The organism is Bradyrhizobium shewense (assembly GCF_900094605.1).
GTDB lineage: Bacteria > Pseudomonadota > Alphaproteobacteria > Rhizobiales > Xanthobacteraceae > Bradyrhizobium > Bradyrhizobium shewense.
Genome location: NZ_FMAI01000003.1, coordinates 325,622 through 345,370, shown reverse-complemented (window position 1 = coordinate 345,370; position 19,749 = coordinate 325,622). Strand labels below are relative to the sequence as shown.

16 protein-coding genes are annotated in these 19,749 nt (G+C 64.7%); 12 read left to right on the top strand and 4 right to left on the bottom strand.

What is annotated here, in order from left to right:
* Window positions 1-6 precede the first annotated feature (6 nt).
* The 3 genes from GA0061098_RS08545 to GA0061098_RS08535 all read right to left on the bottom strand — a co-directional run bounded on the left by GA0061098_RS08545 (window position 7) and on the right by GA0061098_RS08535 (window position 5,190).
* Window positions 7-1,194, bottom strand: a complete 1,188-nt coding sequence (locus tag GA0061098_RS08545; protein WP_091955912.1) for an acetyl-CoA C-acyltransferase — start codon at window positions 1,192-1,194, stop codon at window positions 7-9.
* The gene (gene pimA / locus GA0061098_RS08540) at window positions 1,191-2,873 is read right to left on the bottom strand and encodes a dicarboxylate--CoA ligase PimA (protein WP_091955911.1); all 1,683 of its coding nucleotides are present in this window, start codon (window positions 2,871-2,873) and stop codon (window positions 1,191-1,193) included. The genes GA0061098_RS08545 and pimA overlap by 4 nt, the downstream gene beginning before the upstream one ends.
* Before the next feature lie 220 nt (window positions 2,874-3,093).
* Window positions 3,094-5,190 (bottom strand): 3-hydroxyacyl-CoA dehydrogenase NAD-binding domain-containing protein, encoded by a 2,097-nt coding sequence (locus GA0061098_RS08535; protein ID WP_091955910.1) that lies wholly within the window; start codon window positions 5,188-5,190, stop codon window positions 3,094-3,096.
* A gap of 131 nt (window positions 5,191-5,321) precedes the next feature.
* Here GA0061098_RS08535 and GA0061098_RS08530 point away from each other — a divergent pair, with 131 nt between their 5' ends.
* The 9 genes from GA0061098_RS08530 to GA0061098_RS08490 all read left to right on the top strand — a co-directional run bounded on the left by GA0061098_RS08530 (window position 5,322) and on the right by GA0061098_RS08490 (window position 15,233).
* Complete coding sequence (locus GA0061098_RS08530; protein ID WP_028142130.1) at window positions 5,322-6,188, top strand: IclR family transcriptional regulator; 867 nt, start codon at window positions 5,322-5,324, stop codon at window positions 6,186-6,188.
* Window positions 6,189-6,254: 66 nt separating this feature from the next.
* Window positions 6,255-7,052, top strand: coding sequence for an ABC transporter ATP-binding protein (locus GA0061098_RS08525; RefSeq protein WP_091955909.1), 798 nt, complete (start codon window positions 6,255-6,257; stop codon window positions 7,050-7,052).
* Window positions 7,049-7,762 carry an ABC transporter ATP-binding protein gene (locus tag GA0061098_RS08520; protein WP_018318824.1) on the top strand — a complete coding sequence of 238 codons (714 nt, stop codon included), beginning with the start codon at window positions 7,049-7,051 and terminating at the stop codon, window positions 7,760-7,762. Before GA0061098_RS08525 ends, GA0061098_RS08520 begins: the two co-directional genes overlap by 4 nt.
* Before the next feature lie 13 nt (window positions 7,763-7,775).
* Window positions 7,776-8,654, top strand: coding sequence for a branched-chain amino acid ABC transporter permease (locus GA0061098_RS08515; protein WP_091955908.1), 879 nt, complete (start codon window positions 7,776-7,778; stop codon window positions 8,652-8,654).
* A 2-nt stretch (window positions 8,655-8,656) separates the two neighbouring features.
* A complete protein-coding gene (locus tag GA0061098_RS08510; RefSeq protein ID WP_091955907.1) occupies window positions 8,657-9,676 on the top strand; it encodes a branched-chain amino acid ABC transporter permease in 1,020 nt (339 codons plus the stop codon).
* 30 nt (window positions 9,677-9,706) lie between these two features.
* On the top strand, window positions 9,707-10,942 hold the full coding sequence (locus GA0061098_RS08505) for an ABC transporter substrate-binding protein (RefSeq protein ID WP_091955906.1): 1,236 nt from the start codon (window positions 9,707-9,709) through the stop codon (window positions 10,940-10,942).
* A 121-nt stretch (window positions 10,943-11,063) separates the two neighbouring features.
* Window positions 11,064-12,290, top strand: a complete 1,227-nt coding sequence (locus GA0061098_RS08500) for an ABC transporter substrate-binding protein (protein WP_091955905.1) — start codon at window positions 11,064-11,066, stop codon at window positions 12,288-12,290.
* 238 nt (window positions 12,291-12,528) lie between these two features.
* Window positions 12,529-13,758, top strand: a complete 1,230-nt coding sequence (locus GA0061098_RS08495; RefSeq protein ID WP_091955904.1) for an ABC transporter substrate-binding protein — start codon at window positions 12,529-12,531, stop codon at window positions 13,756-13,758.
* Between the two features lie 191 nt (window positions 13,759-13,949).
* Complete coding sequence (locus GA0061098_RS08490; protein WP_091955903.1) at window positions 13,950-15,233, top strand: glycerate kinase type-2 family protein; 1,284 nt, start codon at window positions 13,950-13,952, stop codon at window positions 15,231-15,233.
* Window positions 15,234-15,353: 120 nt separating this feature from the next.
* On the opposite strand, the gene GA0061098_RS08485 is transcribed toward GA0061098_RS08490, so the two are convergent.
* Window positions 15,354-15,890, bottom strand: coding sequence for a MarR family winged helix-turn-helix transcriptional regulator (locus GA0061098_RS08485; protein ID WP_091955902.1), 537 nt, complete (start codon window positions 15,888-15,890; stop codon window positions 15,354-15,356).
* Window positions 15,891-16,066: 176 nt separating this feature from the next.
* Here GA0061098_RS08485 and GA0061098_RS08480 point away from each other — a divergent pair, with 176 nt between their 5' ends.
* From GA0061098_RS08480 to GA0061098_RS08470, 3 genes are read left to right on the top strand one after another with little or no spacing between them, the layout of a single operon-like run.
* Window positions 16,067-17,107 carry a branched-chain amino acid ABC transporter permease gene (locus GA0061098_RS08480; RefSeq protein WP_165637237.1) on the top strand — a complete coding sequence of 347 codons (1,041 nt, stop codon included), beginning with the start codon at window positions 16,067-16,069 and terminating at the stop codon, window positions 17,105-17,107.
* A gap of 7 nt (window positions 17,108-17,114) precedes the next feature.
* On the top strand, window positions 17,115-18,884 hold the full coding sequence (locus GA0061098_RS08475) for a branched-chain amino acid ABC transporter ATP-binding protein/permease (protein ID WP_091955901.1): 1,770 nt from the start codon (window positions 17,115-17,117) through the stop codon (window positions 18,882-18,884).
* Window positions 18,881-19,612, top strand: coding sequence for an ABC transporter ATP-binding protein (locus GA0061098_RS08470; protein ID WP_091955900.1), 732 nt, complete (start codon window positions 18,881-18,883; stop codon window positions 19,610-19,612). The genes GA0061098_RS08475 and GA0061098_RS08470 overlap by 4 nt, the downstream gene beginning before the upstream one ends.
* The last annotated feature ends 137 nt before the right edge of the window (window positions 19,613-19,749 follow it).

Here is a 19,749-nt window from a genome sequence, read left to right as displayed (position 1 = left end):
TGTGAATTACTGCAAAACCTCGAACAAGCCGGCCGCGCCCATGCCGCCGCCGACGCACATGGTGACGACCGCATATTTGGCCTTGCGGCGGCGGCCTTCGATCAAGGCGTGGCCGGTGAGGCGCGCGCCGGACATGCCGTAGGGATGGCCGACCGCGATCGCGCCGCCGTCGACGTTGATCTTGTCGGGGTCGATGCCGAGCTTGTCGCGGCAATACAGCACCTGCACCGCGAAGGCTTCGTTCAGCTCCCAAAGGCCGATATCGTCGACGGTGAGGCCGTGGCGCTTGAGCAGGCGCGGCACGGCGAAGACCGGACCGATGCCCATCTCGTCCGGCTCGCAGCCGGCCGAGACGAAGCCGCGGAAGATACCGAGCGGCTTGAGGCCACGCTTGGAAGCTTCCTTGTCACTCATGATGACAGACGCGCTGGCGCCGTCGGAGAGCTGGCTGGCATTGCCGGCGGTGATCGAAAAGCCCTCGCCGCGCACGGGCTTGAGGCCGGCGAGACCTTCGATCGTGGTCTCGGGGCGCGGACCTTCGTCCTGCGACAGCGTGACGTCCTTCATCGACACGGTGCCGGTCGCCTTGTCGGTGACTGCCATCTGCGTCGTGATCGGCGCGATCTCCTCCTTGAACTTGCCGCCCTGCTGGGCAGCCGCGGTGCGGCGCTGGCTCTCCAAAGAATACTCGTCCTGCTTCTCGCGCGAGATGCCGTAGCGCTTGGCGACGATTTCGGCGGTGTCGATCATGGGCATGTAGACCTCGCCCTTGATCTTCAGCAGCGCCGGGTCCTGGGCGTGGAAGCCGTTCATCTTGTCGTTCTGCACGAGGCTGATCGACTCGCCGCCGCCGCCGACCGCGATCTCGACGCCGTCGAAGATCACCGAACGCGCGGCGAGCGCGATGGCCTGCAGGCCCGAGGCGCATTGCCGGTCGATCGTGGTGCCGGCGACGGTGACGGGAAGGCCGGCGCGCAGCAGCGCCTTGCGCGCGATGTTGCCGCCGGTCGCGCCCTGCTGCAGCGCCGCGCCCATCACGACATCCTCGATCTCCTTCGGATCGACCTTGGCACGCGCGACGGCTTCGCCGATGGCGTGGCCGAGCAGCGTGGCGCCCTCGGTGGCGTTGAGCGCGCCGCGATAGGCCTTGCCGATCGGGGTGCGGGCGGTGGAAACGATGACGGCGTCGGTCAAGAACGAGCTCCTGATGCGGTTTTAGTGGATTGTGACGGTTTCTGCTGCTGACGCAATTCGTGGCGCGACAATTTTCCGACTGGCGTGCGCGGCAGATCGTCGACGAACTCGACCTCGGCCGGCAATTCGTGCTTGCCGAGCTTGCCAGTGAGTTGCGCGCGCAGCTCGTCGAGCGAGAACGGCTTTGCGTCCGGCTTCAGCTTGATGAAGGCCTTTGCCGCCTCGCCGCGATACGGATCGGGAATGCCGAGCACGATCACCTCGTGCACGCCCGGGATGGTGTAGATCGCCTGCTCGATCATCTGCGGATAGACGTTGAAACCGCCGGAGATGATCATGTCCTTCTTGCGGTCGACCAGGAAGAAATAGCCGTCGCTGTCGACATAGCCGATGTCCCCGGTGAGGAAGCGGCCGTCGACGAAGGCATCCGTGGATCCCTCCGGCTTGTTCCAGTAGCCCTTGGTGACGTTCGGGCCCTTGATGCGGATCTCGCCGACTTCGCCCGGCGCAAGCACGCGCTTGGGATCGTCGAGCGCGACCACGTCGAGCTCGATGCCGGGCAGCATCAGGCCGATCGAGCCGGGCTTGTCGGGGCCGGTAGGCGGATGGCCGGTGCCGGGCGAGCAGGTCTCGGTCATGCCCCAGCCGCTGCGCAGCTTCTTGCCGACCTTGCGCTCGAAGAAGTTGGCGATCTCCACCGGCAGCGGCGCGCCGCCTGAGCCGATGGTGGCGAGCGAGGAGAAGTCGCGCTTATCGAGATCCGGCAGCGCGGCGATCGCGATCCACATCGTCGGCACGCCCGGAAAATATGTCGCGCGCTTGACCTCGATGTCGCGCATCACGGCTTCGACGTCGAAGCGCTGATGCAGCGAGATCAGATTGCCGCGGCTGAGCGAGGACAGTAGCACCACGGTCAGCGCGTAGATGTGGAACAGCGGCAGCACGCAGATCACGCGCTCGATCGTCTCGCCCCGCGCGGCGCGCGATGGCTTGCCCCAGACATCGTAGATCGACACCGCCGAGGTGAGATTACCGTGCGTCAGCATCGCACCCTTGGGCAGGCCGGTGGTGCCACCGGTATATTGCAGCAGCGCGACGTCGTCGGCCGTCACGACCGGCCACGCTACCGGTGCGGTCGCGCCCTCGACGAAGGACTTAAAAGTGACGATGCGGGGATCATCCGGGATCGCCGCCTGCGGCGTGCCGACCTTGCCCCAATGATCGTCCTCGCAGACGACGAGACGATCGATCAGCCCCTTTTCCAGGAATTTCAGCGCGGTCGGCAGCAGCGCGGCGAGGTTCGACGTGACGAGCAGGCGCGAGCCGGAATCGGAGACCTTGTGGGTCAGCGCGATCTCGCCGTCGAGCGGGGAGAGATGCGCGAGGCGGGCGCCTGCCTTCAGCGCGCCGAAGAAATTGACGGGATGGTCCGGCGAGTTGCCGAGGAACAGCGCGATGGACGTTCCCTTGCCGCAGCCGGCGCGCAGAAACGCCGCCGCCGCGCGCTCGGCCTGAGCTGCGAGCTCCGTGTATGTGATCGGGCGATCTCGAAATTCCAGAGCGGTGCGCGGGCCGTAATCGGCGGCAGCTTTCGACAGCAGGTCAGGCAGCGAGCCCTGGACGATGGTGTCGTCCCACCGCACGCCCTCGGGATAGAACTGTTCGCCGGGATGGGTCATTGGCGATCGATACTCTGCAAAACGGTAGTCGCCGGGTCGTGTGAGGTGGGCACCGGCGGACGGGCTCCCTTCCCCCTTGTGGGGAAAGGTTGGGGAAGGGGGTAGCCACAAGCACTGACCTCGCCCGGGGCCACCCCCCTCCCTGCCCCTCCCCCACAAGGGGGGAGGGAACGGAGAGAGCTTTGCCCGGAGCGCGACATTGCAGCGGCACCCAATCCGATCACGCCGCCTTCGACGCCGCCGCCAGCGAGGCGAACGTCTTGCCTTCGGCCGCGAGCTTCTTCAGCAGCGGCGCGGGCTCGAGGCTGGGGTCGTTGGTCTCCTTGGCGTAGAAGGCCAGGCGATCGGCGATGTGCTTGAGGCCGACGCTGTCGGCCCAGAACATCGGGCCGCCGCGGTAGATCGGCCAGCCATAGCCATAGAGCCAGACCACGTCGATGTCGGAGGGACGCGCCGCGATGCCCTCTTCGAGGATCTTCGCGCCCTCGTTGATCATCGGGTACATCATCCGCTCGAGGATCTCGTCGTCGCTGACGACGCGCTTCTTGCGGCCGAGACGTGCGAGCGTCTCGTCGATCAGCTTCTCGACTTCCGGATCGGGCAGCGCCGACCGGCTGCCGGCTTCGTACTTGTAGTAGCCCTTGCCGGTCTTCTGGCCGAAGCGGCCGGCTTCGCACAGCGCGTCCGCGATCTCCGACTTGATGCCGCGGTCCTTGCGCGAGCGCCAGCCGATGTCGAGGCCGGCGAGGTCGCCCATCGCGAACGGTCCCATCGGCATGCCGAACTTGGTGACGACCGCGTCGACCTGCTGCGGCAACGCGCCCTCGAACAGTAGCTTCTCGGACTGCTTGCCGCGCTGGGCCAGCATGCGGTTGCCCACAAAACCGTCGCAGACGCCGACCACGGCCGGCACCTTCGCGATCTTGCGCGCGATGTTAACCGCGGTGACCAGCGCATCCGGCGCGGTCTTGTCGGCGCGCACGATCTCGCACAGCTTCATGACGTTGGCCGGCGAGAAGAAGTGCATGCCGAGCACGTCCTGCGGACGCTTGGTCGACTTCGCGATCTCGTCGATGTTGAGATACGAGGTGTTGGAGGCGAGCACGGCGCCGGGCTTGACGTACTGGTCGAGCTTGCCGAACACTTCCTTCTTCACCGCCATGGTCTCGAACACGGCTTCGATGACGAGGTCGGCATCGCCGACATTCTCGATGCCGACGACGCCGTTGATCAGCGCCATGCGCTTGGCGGGCGCGTCCGCCGGGATGCCGCCGCGCGCGGCGGTCGCTTCCCAGTTCTTCTGCATGATGCCCATGCCGCGCTTGAGCTGCTCCTCGCCGGTCTCGATCAGGGTGACGGGAACGCCGGCATTGGCAAAGGACATCGCGATGCCGCCGCCCATGGTGCCGGCGCCGAGAATGGCGACCCGGTTCACGGGACGCGACTTGGTGCCGTCGGGAACGCCCGCAATCTTGGCAGCCTCGCGCTCGGCGAAGAACGCATAACGCTGCGCCTTCGACTGATCGCTGGCGACGAGCTTCAGAAAGCCCTCGCGCTCCTTCTTCAGGCCTTCGTCGAAGGGTAGGTCAATGGCGTAGCCCACGGCGTCGGCGGCAGCGAACGGGGCTTCCAGGCCGCGCGATTTCTTGGTCATAGCGGCGACTGCATTGGTGAAGATCGAGCGGTCGGCCTTGGCCGCCGCGATCTTGGAATCGTCGTCGCGCAGGCGCCGCAGCGGGCGCTTCTCGGCCAGCAGCTTGCGCACGAAGGCCTCGCCGCCCGATGCCGGCCCCTCGATGATTTCCTCGATCAGGCCGTTCTTGAGCGCTTCCGCAGCACCAATGGGATCACCGCCGACGATCATCTTGACAGCGAGTTCGGGACCGACCGCGCGGGGCAGGCGCTGGGTGCCGCCGGCGCCCGGCAGAAGTCCGAGCTTCACCTCGGGCAGGCCGAGCCTGGCCTCTTTCACCGCGACGCGGAAATGGCAGGCGAGCGCGACCTCGAGGCCGCCGCCGAGCGCGGTGCCGTGGATCGCGGCAACCACCGGCTTGGGCGAATTCTCGATCTCGGACAGCACGTCGTTGAGGGCGGGCGCCTTCGGCGGCTTGCCGAATTCGGTGATATCGGCGCCGGCGATGAAGGTGCGGCCGGCGCAGGTCAGCACGATACCCTTGATGGCGGGATCGGCAATGGCGGCCTTGATGCACTCCAGGATACCACCGCGGACCGCGGCACTCAGCGCGTTGACCGGAGGGCTGTCGACGGTGACGATCCCGACTTCGTCATGACGCTCAAGCTTGACCACTTCGCTCACGGTGTTCCCTCCTCGGTGGGGATTTACTTTTGTTCGATTTCGCGGTGCGGAATTTAATTCCGCATCTTGACGGCAGGGTTATTTTGAAGCACGTGGCTTGTCAACGACTCCGCGCAAGAAGCAGATCAGGGATGAAGCGTACAGGAAAGAAGACTGCGACCGATCGGAATTTCGTCGTCGCGCTTTCCCGCGGACTGGACGTATTGCGCGCATTCCACCCCAATGACGGCCTTCTCGGCAATCAGGAGATTGCGGCTCGCACCAACCTGCCGAAGCCGACCGTGTCGCGGCTGACCTACACCTTGACCAAGCTAGGCTATCTTGCGCCGGTTCCCCGCTTCGAGAAGTACCAGCTCACACCCGCGGCGATGTCGCTCGGCTACGCCGCGCTCGCCAATCTCGGCGTTCGGCATTTGTCCGAGCCGTTCCGCGAGGACGTGATGCGCGCGACCGGCGGCGCCGTCGCCGTCGGCGGCCGCGACCGTCATAGCATGATCTATTTCGGGCAAAGCCGCGGCAGCGAGACCGTCGGGGTTCAACTTGACGTCGGCTCCCGTGTACCGATTGCAACCAGCGCGATGGGCCGCGCCTATTTCTGGGCGCTCGACGACGCGGATCGCGCAGACCTGTCGCGCCTCTTGCGCGAACATTACGGCAGCCGCTGGCCCAAGATGCGCGATGGGCTGGAACGTTCCGGCGAAACCGTCGCGAAATACGGTTTTGCGATCTCCGTCGGCGACTGGCACGACGACATCGGCGCCGCCGGCGTCGCACTCAGGCTCAACGACGGAACCGGTCCCTACGCATTCAATTGCGGCGCGCCCGCATTCCGCTTCACGGAAGAGCGTTTGATCAACGACATTGGACCGCGTCTCTTAGCGATGGTAAGGAACATCGAAGCGGCGCTCGGGGGTCTAATGCCGCATTCCAAAAAAGACGTCAGCAAAAAGCTGAAATCAGGAGGAAAAGTTGCGCGTGTGGCCGAGGGATTCAGATAGCCTTTGTCATCATCGGGAGCGGTTCGCATCGCCCCTTCGCTCACTGAATGACGTGAGCGAGACGAGATGACGCAGGCACAGCTCGCGCAGGGGACATCGCCCCTGCTCGCGGTTCGCGACGTCAGCGTCGTGTTCGGCGGCATCATCGCGCTCAACGGCGTGTCCTTTGACATGCAAAAGGGCCAGATCCTCGGCTTGATCGGCCCCAACGGCGCCGGCAAGACCACGCTCTTCAACTGCCTGTCCCGGCTCTACCAGCCGTCATCCGGCGACATCCTGATGGAGGGCGCGAGCATCCTGACGCGGCCGCCGCACCGGATCGCCGAGATCGGCATCGGCCGCACCTTCCAGAACGTGGCACTGTTTCCGAATCTCTCGGTGATGGACAACGTCCGCGTCGGCGCGCATTCGAGGACCTCGAGCGACATCATCAGCGACTCCCTGAAGCTTGCCTGGGTTCGCCGCAGCGAAACCAGCGTCAACAAGAAGGTGCACGAGATCCTCGCCTATCTCGACCTCGAGGACGTCGCCCACACCGTGGTCTCCGGCCTGCCCTTCGGCACGCAGAAGCGCGTCGAGCTGGCGCGCGCACTGGCGGCCGATCCCAAAATCCTGCTGCTCGACGAGCCCGCCGGTGGCCTCAACCACGAAGAGGTCTACGTGCTCGGCGACCTCATTCGCCGCATTCGCGACGACCGGCACATGACCGTGCTGCTGGTCGAGCATCACATGGGCCTGGTGATGTCGATCGCCGACCATGTCGTTGCGCTGAATTTCGGCAAGAAGCTCGCGGAAGGCACGCCGGCCCAGGTGCAGGCGGACCCCGACGTCATCAAGGCCTATCTCGGGAGCAAGGACCAATGACGACATTGCTCAACGTCAAGGACCTGCGCGCCTATTACGGCCAGGTCCAGGCGCTCCATGGCCTATCCTTCTCGCTCAACGAGGGCTCACTGGTGACGCTGCTCGGGGCCAACGGCGCCGGCAAGACCACCACGCTGCGCGCGATCTGCAACATGGTGCGCTCCACCGGCGGCATCGAGTTCGACGGCAAGCCGCTGAACAACCGCTCCACCGAGAGCATCGTGCGGTTCGGCATCGCCCATGTGCCGCAGGGCCGCGGAACCTTCACCACCATGACGGTGGAGGAGAATCTCCAGCTCGGGGCCATCACCCGCAAGGACAGCGCCGGCATCGTCTCCGACATCGAGCGCATGTACGCGCATTTCCCGGTGCTGAAGCAGCGCCACACCCAGCAGGCCGGCACGCTCTCCGGCGGCGAGCAGCAGATGCTCGCGGTCGCCCGCGCCCTGATGCTGCGGCCGCGGCTGATGCTGCTGGACGAGCCCTCCTTCGGCCTCGCGCCGCTGGTGGTGCGCGATCTGTTCGGCATCCTTGGCAAGATCAACCGCGAGGACAAGGTGTCGATCCTGGTGGTCGAGCAGAACGCCCAGCTCGCGCTGGAGCTCGCCGACCAGGCCTATGTGATCGAGACCGGTCGCATCGTGATGTCGGGCAACGCCAAGGACATCGCGAACAACGAAGAAATCCGCAAATCCTATCTGGGTTACTGAGGGAGCCGGGACAATGGAGCTGTTCACCAACCAGGTCCTGGCCGGCATTGCCACGGGCGCGATCTACGCCTGCATGGCGCTCGCCGTGGTCATGATCTACCAGGCCATCGACCATCTCAACTTCGCGCAGGGCGAGATGGCGATGTTCTCGACCTTCATCTCCTGGCAGCTGATGCAATGGGGCGTGCCCTATTGGGCCGCCTTCGTGATCACGCTGGCCTTCTCCTTCGCCGCCGGTATCGCGATCGAGCGGATTCTGTTTAAGCCGCTGACAAAGGCACCGGTGCTGACCAACGTCGCCGGGTTCATCGCGCTGTTCGCGATCATCAACTCCTCGGCGGGCCTGATCTGGGACTTCACCATCAAGCAATATCCGACCCCGTTCGGCTCCGCGCCGTTCCTCGGCAGCCAGCTGATCTCGACCCACCAGGCCGGCATGATCGGCGTCACCATACTGCTGCTGCTCGGCCTCTATTTCTTCTTCCAGTACACGCGGATCGGTCTTGCCATGCGCGCGGCCGCCTCCGTGCCTGAATCGGCCCGCCTCGTCGGCATCAACACCTCCTGGATGATCGCGCTCGGCTGGGGCATGGCGACCGCGATCGGCTCGATCGCCGGCATGCTGATCGCACCGGTCGTGTTCCTCGAGCCGAACATGATGGGCGGCGTGCTGATCTACGGCTTTGCCGCGGCCGTGCTCGGCGGACTGACCAGCCCGTTCGGCGCCGTGGTCGGCGGCTTCCTCGTCGGTGTCTTCGAGAACCTCGCCGGCACCTACATCCCCGGCGTCGGCAACGAGCTGAAACTCCCGATCGCGCTCGCGCTGATCATCTCCGTCCTGGTCGTCAAACCCGCCGGCCTGTTCGGTCGGCACATCGTCAAGCGAGTTTGATCATGAGCGCTGCAGAAGAAGTCGTTGCAGAAGGCCACCAGGCGGTCGAGGCCGTTCCGAAGCGGGCCATGACGCTGGGCACCGGCACCTCGCTGGTGGTGCTCGCGGCGCTTTTGATCGTGCCGATGTTCGTCAAGAACTTCGTCATCTTCCAGATGACGATGCTCCTGATCTACGGGCTCGCCGTGCTGGCGCTGAACATCCTGACCGGCGGCTCCGGCCAGTTCTCACTCGGCCAGAGCGCGTTCTACGCCGTCGGCGCCTATACGTCGGCGGTGCTGATGGAGCACGCCAACATCAACTACGCGCTGACCATTCCGATCTCCGCCGTGGTCTGCTTCGGCTTCGGGTACCTGTTCGGCAAACCGGCGCTGCGACTGTCGGGCGTCTATCTCGCGCTCGCGACCTTCGCACTCGCGACCGCGATGCCACAGCTGCTGAAGCTGAACTTCCTGGAACACTGGACCGGCGGCGTGCAGGGCCTCGTCGTCACCAAGCCGGACGCGCCGTTCGGCCTGCCGATGTCGCAGGACACGTGGCTGTACTACTTCACGCTCATCGTCACGATCGCGATCTACATGCTCTCGGTGAACCTGTTGCGCTCGAGGTCGGGCCGCGCCTTCATGGCGATCCGCGACAACGAGATCGCGGCGTCCTCGATGGGTGTCAACGTCGCACTCTACAAGACGCTGGCTTTCGGCGTGTCGGCGGCGATCACGGGCATTGCCGGCTCGCTCGGCGCCATCGCGGTGCAGTTCGTGGCCCCCGACAGCTATACCATCACGCTCGCGATCTCGCTGTTCCTCGGCATGGTGGTCGGCGGCGTCGGCTGGCTGCCCGGCTCGTTCGTCGGTGCGGCCTTCATCATCTTCGTGCCGAACATGGCGGAGAGCATCTCCAAGGGCCTCTCCGGCGCGGTGTTCGGTGTGCTGCTGTTCCTCGTCATCTATCTCGTGCCGCACGGCGCAAGGCAGATCGCGATCATTGGCCAGCAACTCGTCGGCAAGTTCAAAAAGAACTGAAGTCCCGTTAAATTAAGCAAGGAGATCGAATTGCATTTTGGAAGAACACTGCGAGCCACCGCGCTGGTCACGGCAACGGCGGCCATCACTCTCACCTCCGGCGCAGCACTCGCCCAAAAGAAATACGACACCGGCGCAAGTGACACCGAGATCAAGGTCGGCAACATCATGCCGTACAGCGGTCCGGCGTCGGCCTATGGCATCATCGGCAAGACCGAAGAAGCCTATTTCAAGATGATCAACGACAAGGGCGGCATCAACGGCCGCAAGATCAACTTCGTCACCTATGACGACGGCTATTCGCCGCCGAAGGCAGTCGAGCAGGTCCGCAAGCTGGTCGAGAGCGACGAGGTGCTGGCCGTGTTTAATCCGCTCGGCACGCCCTCGAACAGCGCGATCCAGAAGTACCTCAACGCCAAGAAAATCCCGCAGCTGTTCGTCGCCACCGGCGCCACCAAGTGGAACGATCCGAAGAACTTCCCCTGGACCATCGGCTGGCAGCCCTCCTACCAGAGCGAAGCCCAGATCTACGCGAAATGGCTGATGAAGGAGAAGCCCGACGCCAAGGTCGCGATCCTCTATCAGAACGACGATTTCGGCAAAGACTACCTCAAGGGCACCAAGGACGGTCTCGGCGCCAAGGGCGCGTCCATGATCATCATGGAAGAGAGCTATGAGGTGTCCGAGCCGTCGATCGACGGCCATATCGTCAAGATCAAGGCCGCCAATCCCGACGTGCTGCTGATCTATGCGACGCCCAAATTCGCGGCGCAGACCATCAAGAAGACGGCCGAGCTCAGCTGGAAGCCGCTCCAGATCCTCACCAACGTCTCGATCTCGGTCGGCAGCGTGATGAAGCCCGCCGGCTTCGAGAATGCACAGGGCGTGCTGTCGGCGGCCTATGCCAAGGACTCCACCGATCCGCAGTGGGCCAACGACCCCGGCATGAAGAAGTGGAACGAGTTCGTCGACAAGTACATGCCGGGTGCCGACAAGTCCGACACCAGCATGGTCTATGGCTACGGCGCGGCCTCGACCCTGGCCAAGGTCCTGGAGATGTGCGGTGACGATCTCACCCGCGCCAATCTCATGAAGCAGGCGGCTTCGCTGAAGGATTTTGCGCCGGATACGCTCCTGCCCGGCGTCGAGATCAATACTAGCGCTACCGACTTCGCCCCGATTGCGCAGCTGCAGATGCAGCGCTTCAAGGGTGAGAAGTGGGAACTGTTCGGCGAGATCATCAGCGGCGACGTCGCCTCCGAGTGACACGCTGACGCAATAGTCCGACCCTCGAGAAGCCCCCGCGAGCGATCGCGGGGGCTTTTTGTTGACGGCAGGCGCTAATCTTGTTCAATGCGGCGCCGATCCAACTCGGGGCAGGAGAACAATGTCCGCCGTTCGTTTTCAGGTTGCGGCCCTCTGGACCGCGCTCGCTTTGTGCACTGCGATGAGCAGCCCGGCACTGGCGCAGAAGAAGTACGACAGCGGCGCATCCGATACCGAGATCAGAATAGGCAACATCATGCCCTATAGCGGCCCGGCCTCGGCCTATGCCGCGATCGGCAAGGCCGAGGAAGCTTATTTCCGCAAGGTCAATGCCGAGGGCGGCATCAACGGGCGCAAGATCAAGTTCATCTCCTATGACGACGCCTATTCGCCGCCGAAGACGGTGGAGCAGGCGCGCAAGCTGGTCGAGAGCGATGGGGTGCTGCTGATCTTCGGCTCGCTCGGCACGTCCACCAACGGCGCCATTCGCGAATACATGAACGAGAAGAAGGTGCCGCAATTGTTCGTGGCGAGCGGCGCCTCGAAGTGGAACGATCCCAAGCAGTACCCCTGGACCATGGGCTGGCAGCCCAGCTACGCGAGCGAGGCGCGGATCTACGCCAAGTACATCATGAAGGAGAAGCCGGACGGAAAGATCGGCGTGCTCTACCAGAACGACGATTTCGGCAAGGATTATCTGAAGGGGCTAAAGGATGGCCTCGGGCCCAAGGCCTCGATGATCGTGCTGGAAGACAGCTACGACACGTCGGAGCCCGCCATCGACGAGCACGTCGTGAAGCTGAAGGCCTCGGGCGCCGACGTGTTCATCAGCATCACCACGCCGAAATTCGCCGCGCAGGCGATCAAGAAGGCGGCGGAGATCAACTGGCGTCCGGTCCACATCGTCTCCAACGTATCGGCCTCCGTCGGCGGCGTGATCGAGCCGGCGGGCCTGGAGGTCTCGCAAGGCCTGCTGTCGGCGAGCTACACCAAGGACGGCTCCGATCCGCAGTGGAATGCCGACGACGGCATGAAGAAATTCTATGACTTCCTCGCGCAGTATGATCCCAAGGCCAACAAGCTCGATGCCGGCGTCGTGTTCGGCTATGCCGCCGCGCAGACCATGGTCAAAGTGCTGCAGATGTGCGGCGACGACCTCACCCGCGAGAACGTCATGAGGCAGGCAGCCTCCTTGAAGGATTTCGAGCCCGACACGCTGCTGCCCGGCATCAGGATCAACACCGCGCCGGACAATTTCGCCCCGATCGAGCAGTTGCAGATGATGCGTTTCAAGGGCCGGAAATGGCAGCTGTTCGGCGAGATCATCTCCAGCGAGATGGGCCACTGAAGCGGCGCAACCCAAAATCGCTCCTTTTTGGTTAAACAACTCAAGACAGCCGGACCTTCTCGCAGTCGCACACGAGAGCCGGCCGTCCCTGACTACTAAAGACGCACCCCCCGTGACGCCGTCCCGGGGGCTTTCTGTTGAAGGCATCAGCCAAATCGTATTGAATTGCGGCAGCGTCGCCAAAAAAACCGAGACAAGAAAAGGGGCGCACACACACCAAGAAAATAGGGAGATAGGAATGCCCGCTGTCACCGGCAAACTTGCGGCCGCGTCACTGGCGCTTGCGCTCGTTGCGGCCTCGGCCTCCACTGCGTCGGCCCAGAAGAAATACGATACCGGCGCGACCGATACCGAGATCAAGATCGGCAACATCATGCCCTACAGCGGACCGGCCTCCGCCTACGGCATCATCGGGCGGACCGAAGCCGCCTATTTCAAGAAGATCAACGAAGAGGGCGGCATCAACGGCCGCAAGATCAACTACATCAGCTACGACGACGCCTATTCGCCGCCGAAGACGGTGGAGCAGGCGCGCAAGCTGGTCGAAAGCGACGAGGTGCTGTTCATCTTCAATTCGCTCGGCACGCCGCCGAACTCGGCGATCCAGAAATACATGAACTCGAAGAAGGTGCCGCAGCTGTTCGTCGCCACCGGCGCCACCAAGTGGAACGACCCGCAGAACTTCCCGTGGACGATGGGCTGGCAGCCCAACTACCAGAGCGAGACGCAGATCTACGCGAAGTGGCTCTTGAAGAACAAGCCGGACGCCAAGATCGCCGTGCTCTACCAGAACGACGATTACGGCAAGGACTATCTGAAGGGCCTCAAGGACGGCCTGGGCGCGAAAGCCGCCTCGATGATCGTCATCGAGGAGAGCTATGAGACCTCCGAGCCCACCATCGACAACCATATCGTCAAGCTCAAGTCGACCGGCGCCGACGTCTTCATGAACATCACCACGCCGAAGTTCGCGGCGCAGGCGATCAAGAAGAATGCCGAGATCGGCTGGAAGCCACTGCACTTCCTCAACAACGTCTCGGCCTCCGTCGGCAGCGTGATGAAGCCGGCCGGTTTCGAGAACGGCCAGGACATCATCTCCGCCGACTATCTCAAGGACGTGTCGGATCCGGAATGGAACAATGACGCCGGCATGAAGGAGTTTCTCGCCTTCATGACCAAATACTTCCCGGAAGGAGACAAGCTCGACAAGGGCACCATCGTCGGCTTTGCCGTGGCGCAGACGCTGGTTCAGGTGCTGAAGCAATGCGGTGATGATCTCACGCGCGCCAACGTCATGAAGCAGGCCGCCAACCTGAAGGACTTCCGCACCGAGGCGCTGCTGCCGGGAATCCAGATCAACACCTCCGCGACCGACTTTGCACCCATCAGCCAGCTCCGGCTCGAGAAGTTCAAGGGCGAACGCTGGGAACTGTTCGGCGACGTGATCAGCGCCGACGTCGGCGGCTAGCCGAAGGACACGACGATGAAAGCCCCCTGCGAGACCATCGCAGGGGGCTTTTGCTTGCCCGCCGATTCTGATCACGCGATTGCACAATCGAATGATGGTAAAGCGTGCTTACGCTTTGGCGTCCGATGCGGTAGGCAGGAGGAACGGCGGCGTATGCCGCCAGTCTCTTCCGTCTGCCGAAGGCCATCGTCATGACCGACCGACGTCCCCTGCTCCGCGCGCTCTACGACGCCGCCGTCGCCGCCGCCCATCCCAATGTGGTGCTGGCGCCGCATTTGGGGCCCGCGCCGAAAGGACGCGTGATCTGCCTCGCTGCCGGCAAGGGCGCGGGCGCCATGGCCGCGGCGGCCGAGCGGCATTATCTCGACACGCTCAAGCTGGCGCCGGAACGGCTCGTCGGCATCGCCACCACGCGTCACGGCTACGGCGTGCCGACGCGCCGCATCCGCGTGGTCGAGGCCGGGCATCCCGTGCCGGATGAGGCTGGCCTCAAGGGCGCAGCCGACACGCTCGCGCTCGCAGGCGAGGCCGGGCCGGACGATCTGCTGCTGGTGCTGCTCACCGGCGGCGGCTCGGCGAACTGGATCGCGCCCAGCGACGGTATCAGCTTCGCGCAGAAACAGGCGGTCAACAAGGCGCTGCTGCGCTCGGGCGCGCCGATCGGCGAGATGAACGTCGTGCGCAAGCACCTGTCGCGGATCAAGGGCGGCCGTCTCGCACGCGCCGGCAAGAATGCCGCCGAGATCGTGACGCTCGCGATCTCGGACGTGCCGCATGACGATGCTTCCGCGATCGCCTCCGGTCCGACCGTGCCTGATCCGACCACGCTGGCCGATGCGCGCGCCATCGTCGCGAAATACAAGCTCGACATCGACGATGCCGTCCGCCGCGCGCTCGACGATCCGGGCAACGAAAGCTGCAAGCCCGGCGATGCCGCCTTCGCGCGCGCGCATTTCGAATTGATCGCGCGGCCCAAGCAGTCGCTCGACGCCGCGGTGAAGCTCGCGCACGAATCCGGTTACGAGACCATCGACCTCGGCGCCGATCTCGAAGGCGAGGCGCGCGAGGTCGCCGCCGCTCACGCCAGTCTGGCGCTGCAAGCGCGCGCGCAAGGCAAGCGCCTCGCGATCCTCTCCGGCGGCGAGCTCACCGTCACGGTGCGCGGCAATGGACGTGGCGGGCCGAACCAGGAATACGCGCTGGCGCTCGCCGCTCTGCTCAAGGACACGCCTGACATCTCGGCGCTGGCCGGTGACACCGACGGCGCCGACGGCGGCGCCGGCAACCCCACCGACCCCGCCGGCGCGCTGATCGACGCGACGACGTTCGCAAAGATGAAGGCGCAGGGGCTTCAGCCGCAAGCGTACCTGGACAACAACGACGCCACGACGTTCTTCGAAGCGACCGGCGACCTGCTGCTGCCGGGCCCGACGCTGACCAACGTGAACGACATCAGGGTGATCCTGGTGGATTGAGGCTGAGATTTCTCCCCCGTCATGGCCGGGCTTGACCCGGCCATCCACGCCTTCCCTCGCTGCCCAAAAACGTGGACACCCGGGCCAAGCCTGGGCATGACGCGGACGTGGAGCGCCGCCTCAGAACTCGCTCGCGACCTTCGCAAGCATCGCGATCAGGGCTTCGCGGTTGGCCTGCCCGAGCAGCTCGTTGAGCCGGGCCTCGTGCTTGGTGGCGACCAGCTTCTTGGCGCGGGCCAGCACCGCCTTGCCCTTGTCGGTCAGCACCAGGATGTGCGAGCGGCGGTCGTTGGTAGAGCGGATCCGCGCGCAAAGGTCGCGGCTCTCGAGATTGTCGAGCATGGCCACGAAGTTCGGCCTGAGGATGCCGAGGGTGGAGGCGATCTCGGTCTGGTTACGGCCGGGATTCTTCTCGACCAGCAGCAGCACGGAGAACTGCGCCGGCGTGAGCTGGAGCGAGGCCATGCAGCGCAGGAAGTTCTCGAACACCTTGAGCTGCGCCCGCTTCAGCACATAGCCGAGCTGTTCCGAGAGTTCGCCGAGCTGGAGCGCTTCGCCAGCAGCCCCCTGGCCTTGCACCTCGGCCGCGTCCTTGCGGCCCTTGGCCGAGTCGGCAGGCTTTTCGGAGGACTTTTCAGCGGCTCTGGAAACGGTCATCGCCTCGTGCTCGTAATCCCGCTAAATTCGGGAGGGATCGTTCCCGCCCTTGATGTTATATTTGATAATTGTTATGGACCATATCAAATATCGCATGCGTTTTTCAATGGCTGTGAGCGGACCGTCCACCGCGATCGAGGGGACCGGTCCGTTATCTTAAGGGGGAGCGTCCGGTCTTGAATACCACCATCATGCTGTTCCTGGTGCAGGACGGCATCACCAATGGCGCGATCTATGCGCTGCTCGGCCTCGCGCTGGTGCTGGTGTTCGCCGTCACCCGCGTCATCCTCATTCCCCAGGGCGAATTCGTCACCTACGGCGCACTGACCTATGCCACGCTGGCCGCAGGCCAGATGCCGGGCACGGCCAAGCTCGCGCTGGCCCTCGGCATCGGCGCCTTTGCCTTCGACCTGTTCGTCGCGCGCAAGGCGCTGCACGGCCGCCTGATCGTGCGCAGCGCCCTCACCAATATCGTGCTGCCGGCCATCGTGCTGGCGCTGACGGTTTACTTCGCCGCGCAGAAGCCGCCGGTCGCGGTCTCGATCGCGCTGTCGCTGGTGATCGTGGCGATGATCGGCCTCTATCTCTACCGCGTCGCATTCCAGCCGCTGGCGCACACCTCCGTGCTGGTGCTGCTGATCGCATCCGTGGGCGTCCATCTGGCACTGCAGGGCCTCGGCCTGCTGTTCTTCGGCGCCGAAGGCCAGCGCGGACCCGCCGTGCTGTCCGGCGCGTTCACCGCGGGCTCGCTGCGCTTCACCGGCCAGAGCCTTACCGTCTACGGCATCACCATCGCCTTCATCGTCGCCCTTTGGCTGTTCTTCGGCCTGACCCTCTACGGCAAGGCGCTGCGCGCAACCGCCGTGAACCGGTTGGGGGCGCGGCTCGTCGGCATCCGCACCACGCTGTCGGGGCAGATCGCCTTTCTGCTGGCATCCGTCATCGGCGCGTTGTCGGGCATCATGATCGTGCCGATCACGACGCTCTACTATGACAGCGGCTTCCTGATCGGCCTGAAGGGCTTCGTCGCCGCGATCATCGGCGGCCTCGTCAGCTATCCCCTCACCGCCGCCGCGGCGCTGGTCGTCGGCCTCGTCGAGGCGTTCTCGTCCTTCTATGCCTCCAACTACAAGGAGGTGATCGTTTTCATGCTGCTGATCCCCGTGTTGCTGCTGCGCTCGCTCGCCGCGCCCGCCGTCGAAGAAGAGAAGGACTGAGGCTAAGATGCAAAGCCGCCTTCCCATCATCGTCTTCGCAGCCGTCATGGCCGCGATCCCGTTCGTCCCGGGCATGCCGCCGTTCTGGATCGTGCTGCTCGACAATATCGGCCTTGCGGCCCTCGTCGCGATGGGCCTCGTGCTGCTGACCGGCGTCGGCGGCCTGACCTCGTTCGGACAGGCAGCTTTCGTCGGCTTCGGCGCCTACACCACCGCGGTGCTGTCGACGGCCTACGGACTGTCGCCCTGGCTGACGCTGCCGCTGTCGCTATTGGTCAGCGGATCACTAGCGGTGCTGCTCGGACTGATCACCGTCCGCCTCTCCGGCCATTATCTGCCGCTCGGCACGCTCGCCTGGGGGCTCGGGCTGTTCTATCTCTTCAGCAAGCTGGAGTTTCTCGGCCGTAACGACGGCATCTCGGCGATCCCGCCGCTGTCGATCGGGACGTTCAAGATGCTCTCGCCCGGCTCGATCTACTACGCGATCTGGGTCGCCGTGGTCCTCTCGGCGCTGCTGACGATGAACCTCTTGGATTCCCGCACCGGCCGCGCCATCCGCGCGCTCCGGCGCGGCCATGTCGCCGCCGAGGCGTTCGGCGTGCACACCCCGCGCGCCAAATTGCTGGTGTTCATCCATGCCGCCGTGCTCGCCGGCCTGTCGGGCTGGCTCTACGCCCATCTCCAGCGCGCGGTGAACCCGACGCCGTTCGGCGCGCAGGCCGGCATCGAATATCTCTTCATCGCGGTGGTCGGCGGCGCCGGCTATGTCTGGGGCGGCGTTTTGGGCGCGGCGATCGTCGTAGTGCTGAAAGAGGTGCTGCAGAGCTATCTGCCGCTGATCCTGCCCGGCTCCGGACAGGTCGAGACCATCGTGTTCGGCATCATGCTGGTGGCGCTGCTGCAGCTCGCGCCCGGCGGCCTCTGGCCGTGGTTGATGTCGTTCCTGCCGGAGCGGACCGGTGGCAAGAAGCCGGACACCTCACTCAAGCTGGAGCAGCGTCCCCGCACGCTTAGCCGGTCCAGCATCCTGCTCCAGGTCGACAAGGCGCGAAAACAGTTCGGCGGCGTGGTCGCGGTCAACAACGTCTCCTTCGACGTCCAGGCCCGCGAGATCGTCGCGCTGATCGGCCCGAACGGCGCCGGCAAGAGCACGACCTTCAACCTGATCACCGGTGTGCTGTCGGCCACGTCAGGCTCGGTCTCGGTGCTCGGCAAGAAGGTCGACAAGGCGCCGCCGCAGGAGATCGTCAAGCTCGGCATCAGCAGGACCTTCCAGCATGTGAAGCTGGTCCCTGACATGACCGTGCTGGAGAACGTCGCGATCGGCGCGCATCTGCGCGGCCATTCCGGCCCGATCGCCTCGATGCTGCGGCTCGACCGCGCCGACGAAGCCAGACTGCTGGCGGAGGCCGCCCGCCAGATCGAGCGTGTCGGCCTTGCCGACCAGATGCACCAGCTCGCAGGCAGCCTCTCGCTTGGCCAGCAGCGCATCGTCGAGATCGCCCGCGCGCTCTGCGTCGATCCGATGCTGCTGCTGCTCGACGAACCGGCCGCCGGCCTGCGCCACATGGAGAAGCAGCAGCTCGCCAAGCTGCTGCGTGACTTGCGCGATGGCGGCATGAGCGTCCTCCTGGTCGAGCACGACATGGGCTTCGTCATGAACCTCGCCGACCGCATCGTGGTGCTCGATTTCGGCACCAAGATCGCCGAAGGCACCCCCGCCACGATCAAGACCAATCCCGAAGTGATCAAGGCCTATCTCGGAGTGGCGGCATGAGCGCGCTGTTGTCCGTCACCGACGCCCATGTCGCCTACGGCAAGGTCGAGGCGGTGCGCTCGGTCTCGCTCGAGGTCGGCGCAAACCAGATCGTCACCATCGTCGGCGCCAACGGCGCCGGCAAGACCACGCTGCTCTCCGCCATCATGGGCATCCTGCCGCTGAAAGGCCGCGTCACCTTCGCCGGCCACGATCTCGCCCGGCTCGACATCGAGGACCGCGTCGCGATGGGGCTCGGTCTCGTTCCCGAGCACCGCGAATTGTTCGTGACCATGAATGTCGAGGACAATCTCGAGCTGGGCGCTTTCCGCATCGAGCGCAGCAAGGCGAAAGCCTCGATGGAACGCGTCTACACGCTGTTTCCGCGGCTGAAGGAGCGGCGCAAGCAGTTCGCCGGCACGCTCTCCGGCGGCGAGCAGCAGATGCTCGCGATGGGCCGCGCGCTGATGGGCGAGCCGAAGCTGCTGATGCTGGACGAGCCGAGCCTCGGCCTCGCGCCGATCATCGTCGCCGACATCTTCCGCATCGTCACCGAGCTCCGCGCCAGCGGCGTCTCGGTGCTGCTGGTCGAGCAGAACGCCCAGGCCGCGCTGAAGATCGCGGACCAGGCCTATGTGATGGAGCTCGGCGAGTTCGTGCTCTCGGGCAAGGCCAGCGACATCGCGGCGAATGAACGGGTTGCGGCGAGCTATCTCGGCTTCCAGCACGAAGGCGAGAGCGTGATTTAGGTTTGCTGGTCGCTTGCACTGCAACGGCGCTGTCCCTCCTTCTCCCCTTGTGGGAGAAGGTGGCGCGAAGCGCCGGATGAGGGGTTCTTTCCGCACGCGAAACTGCTCGTGAGGATAGGGACCCCTCACCCGGCGTC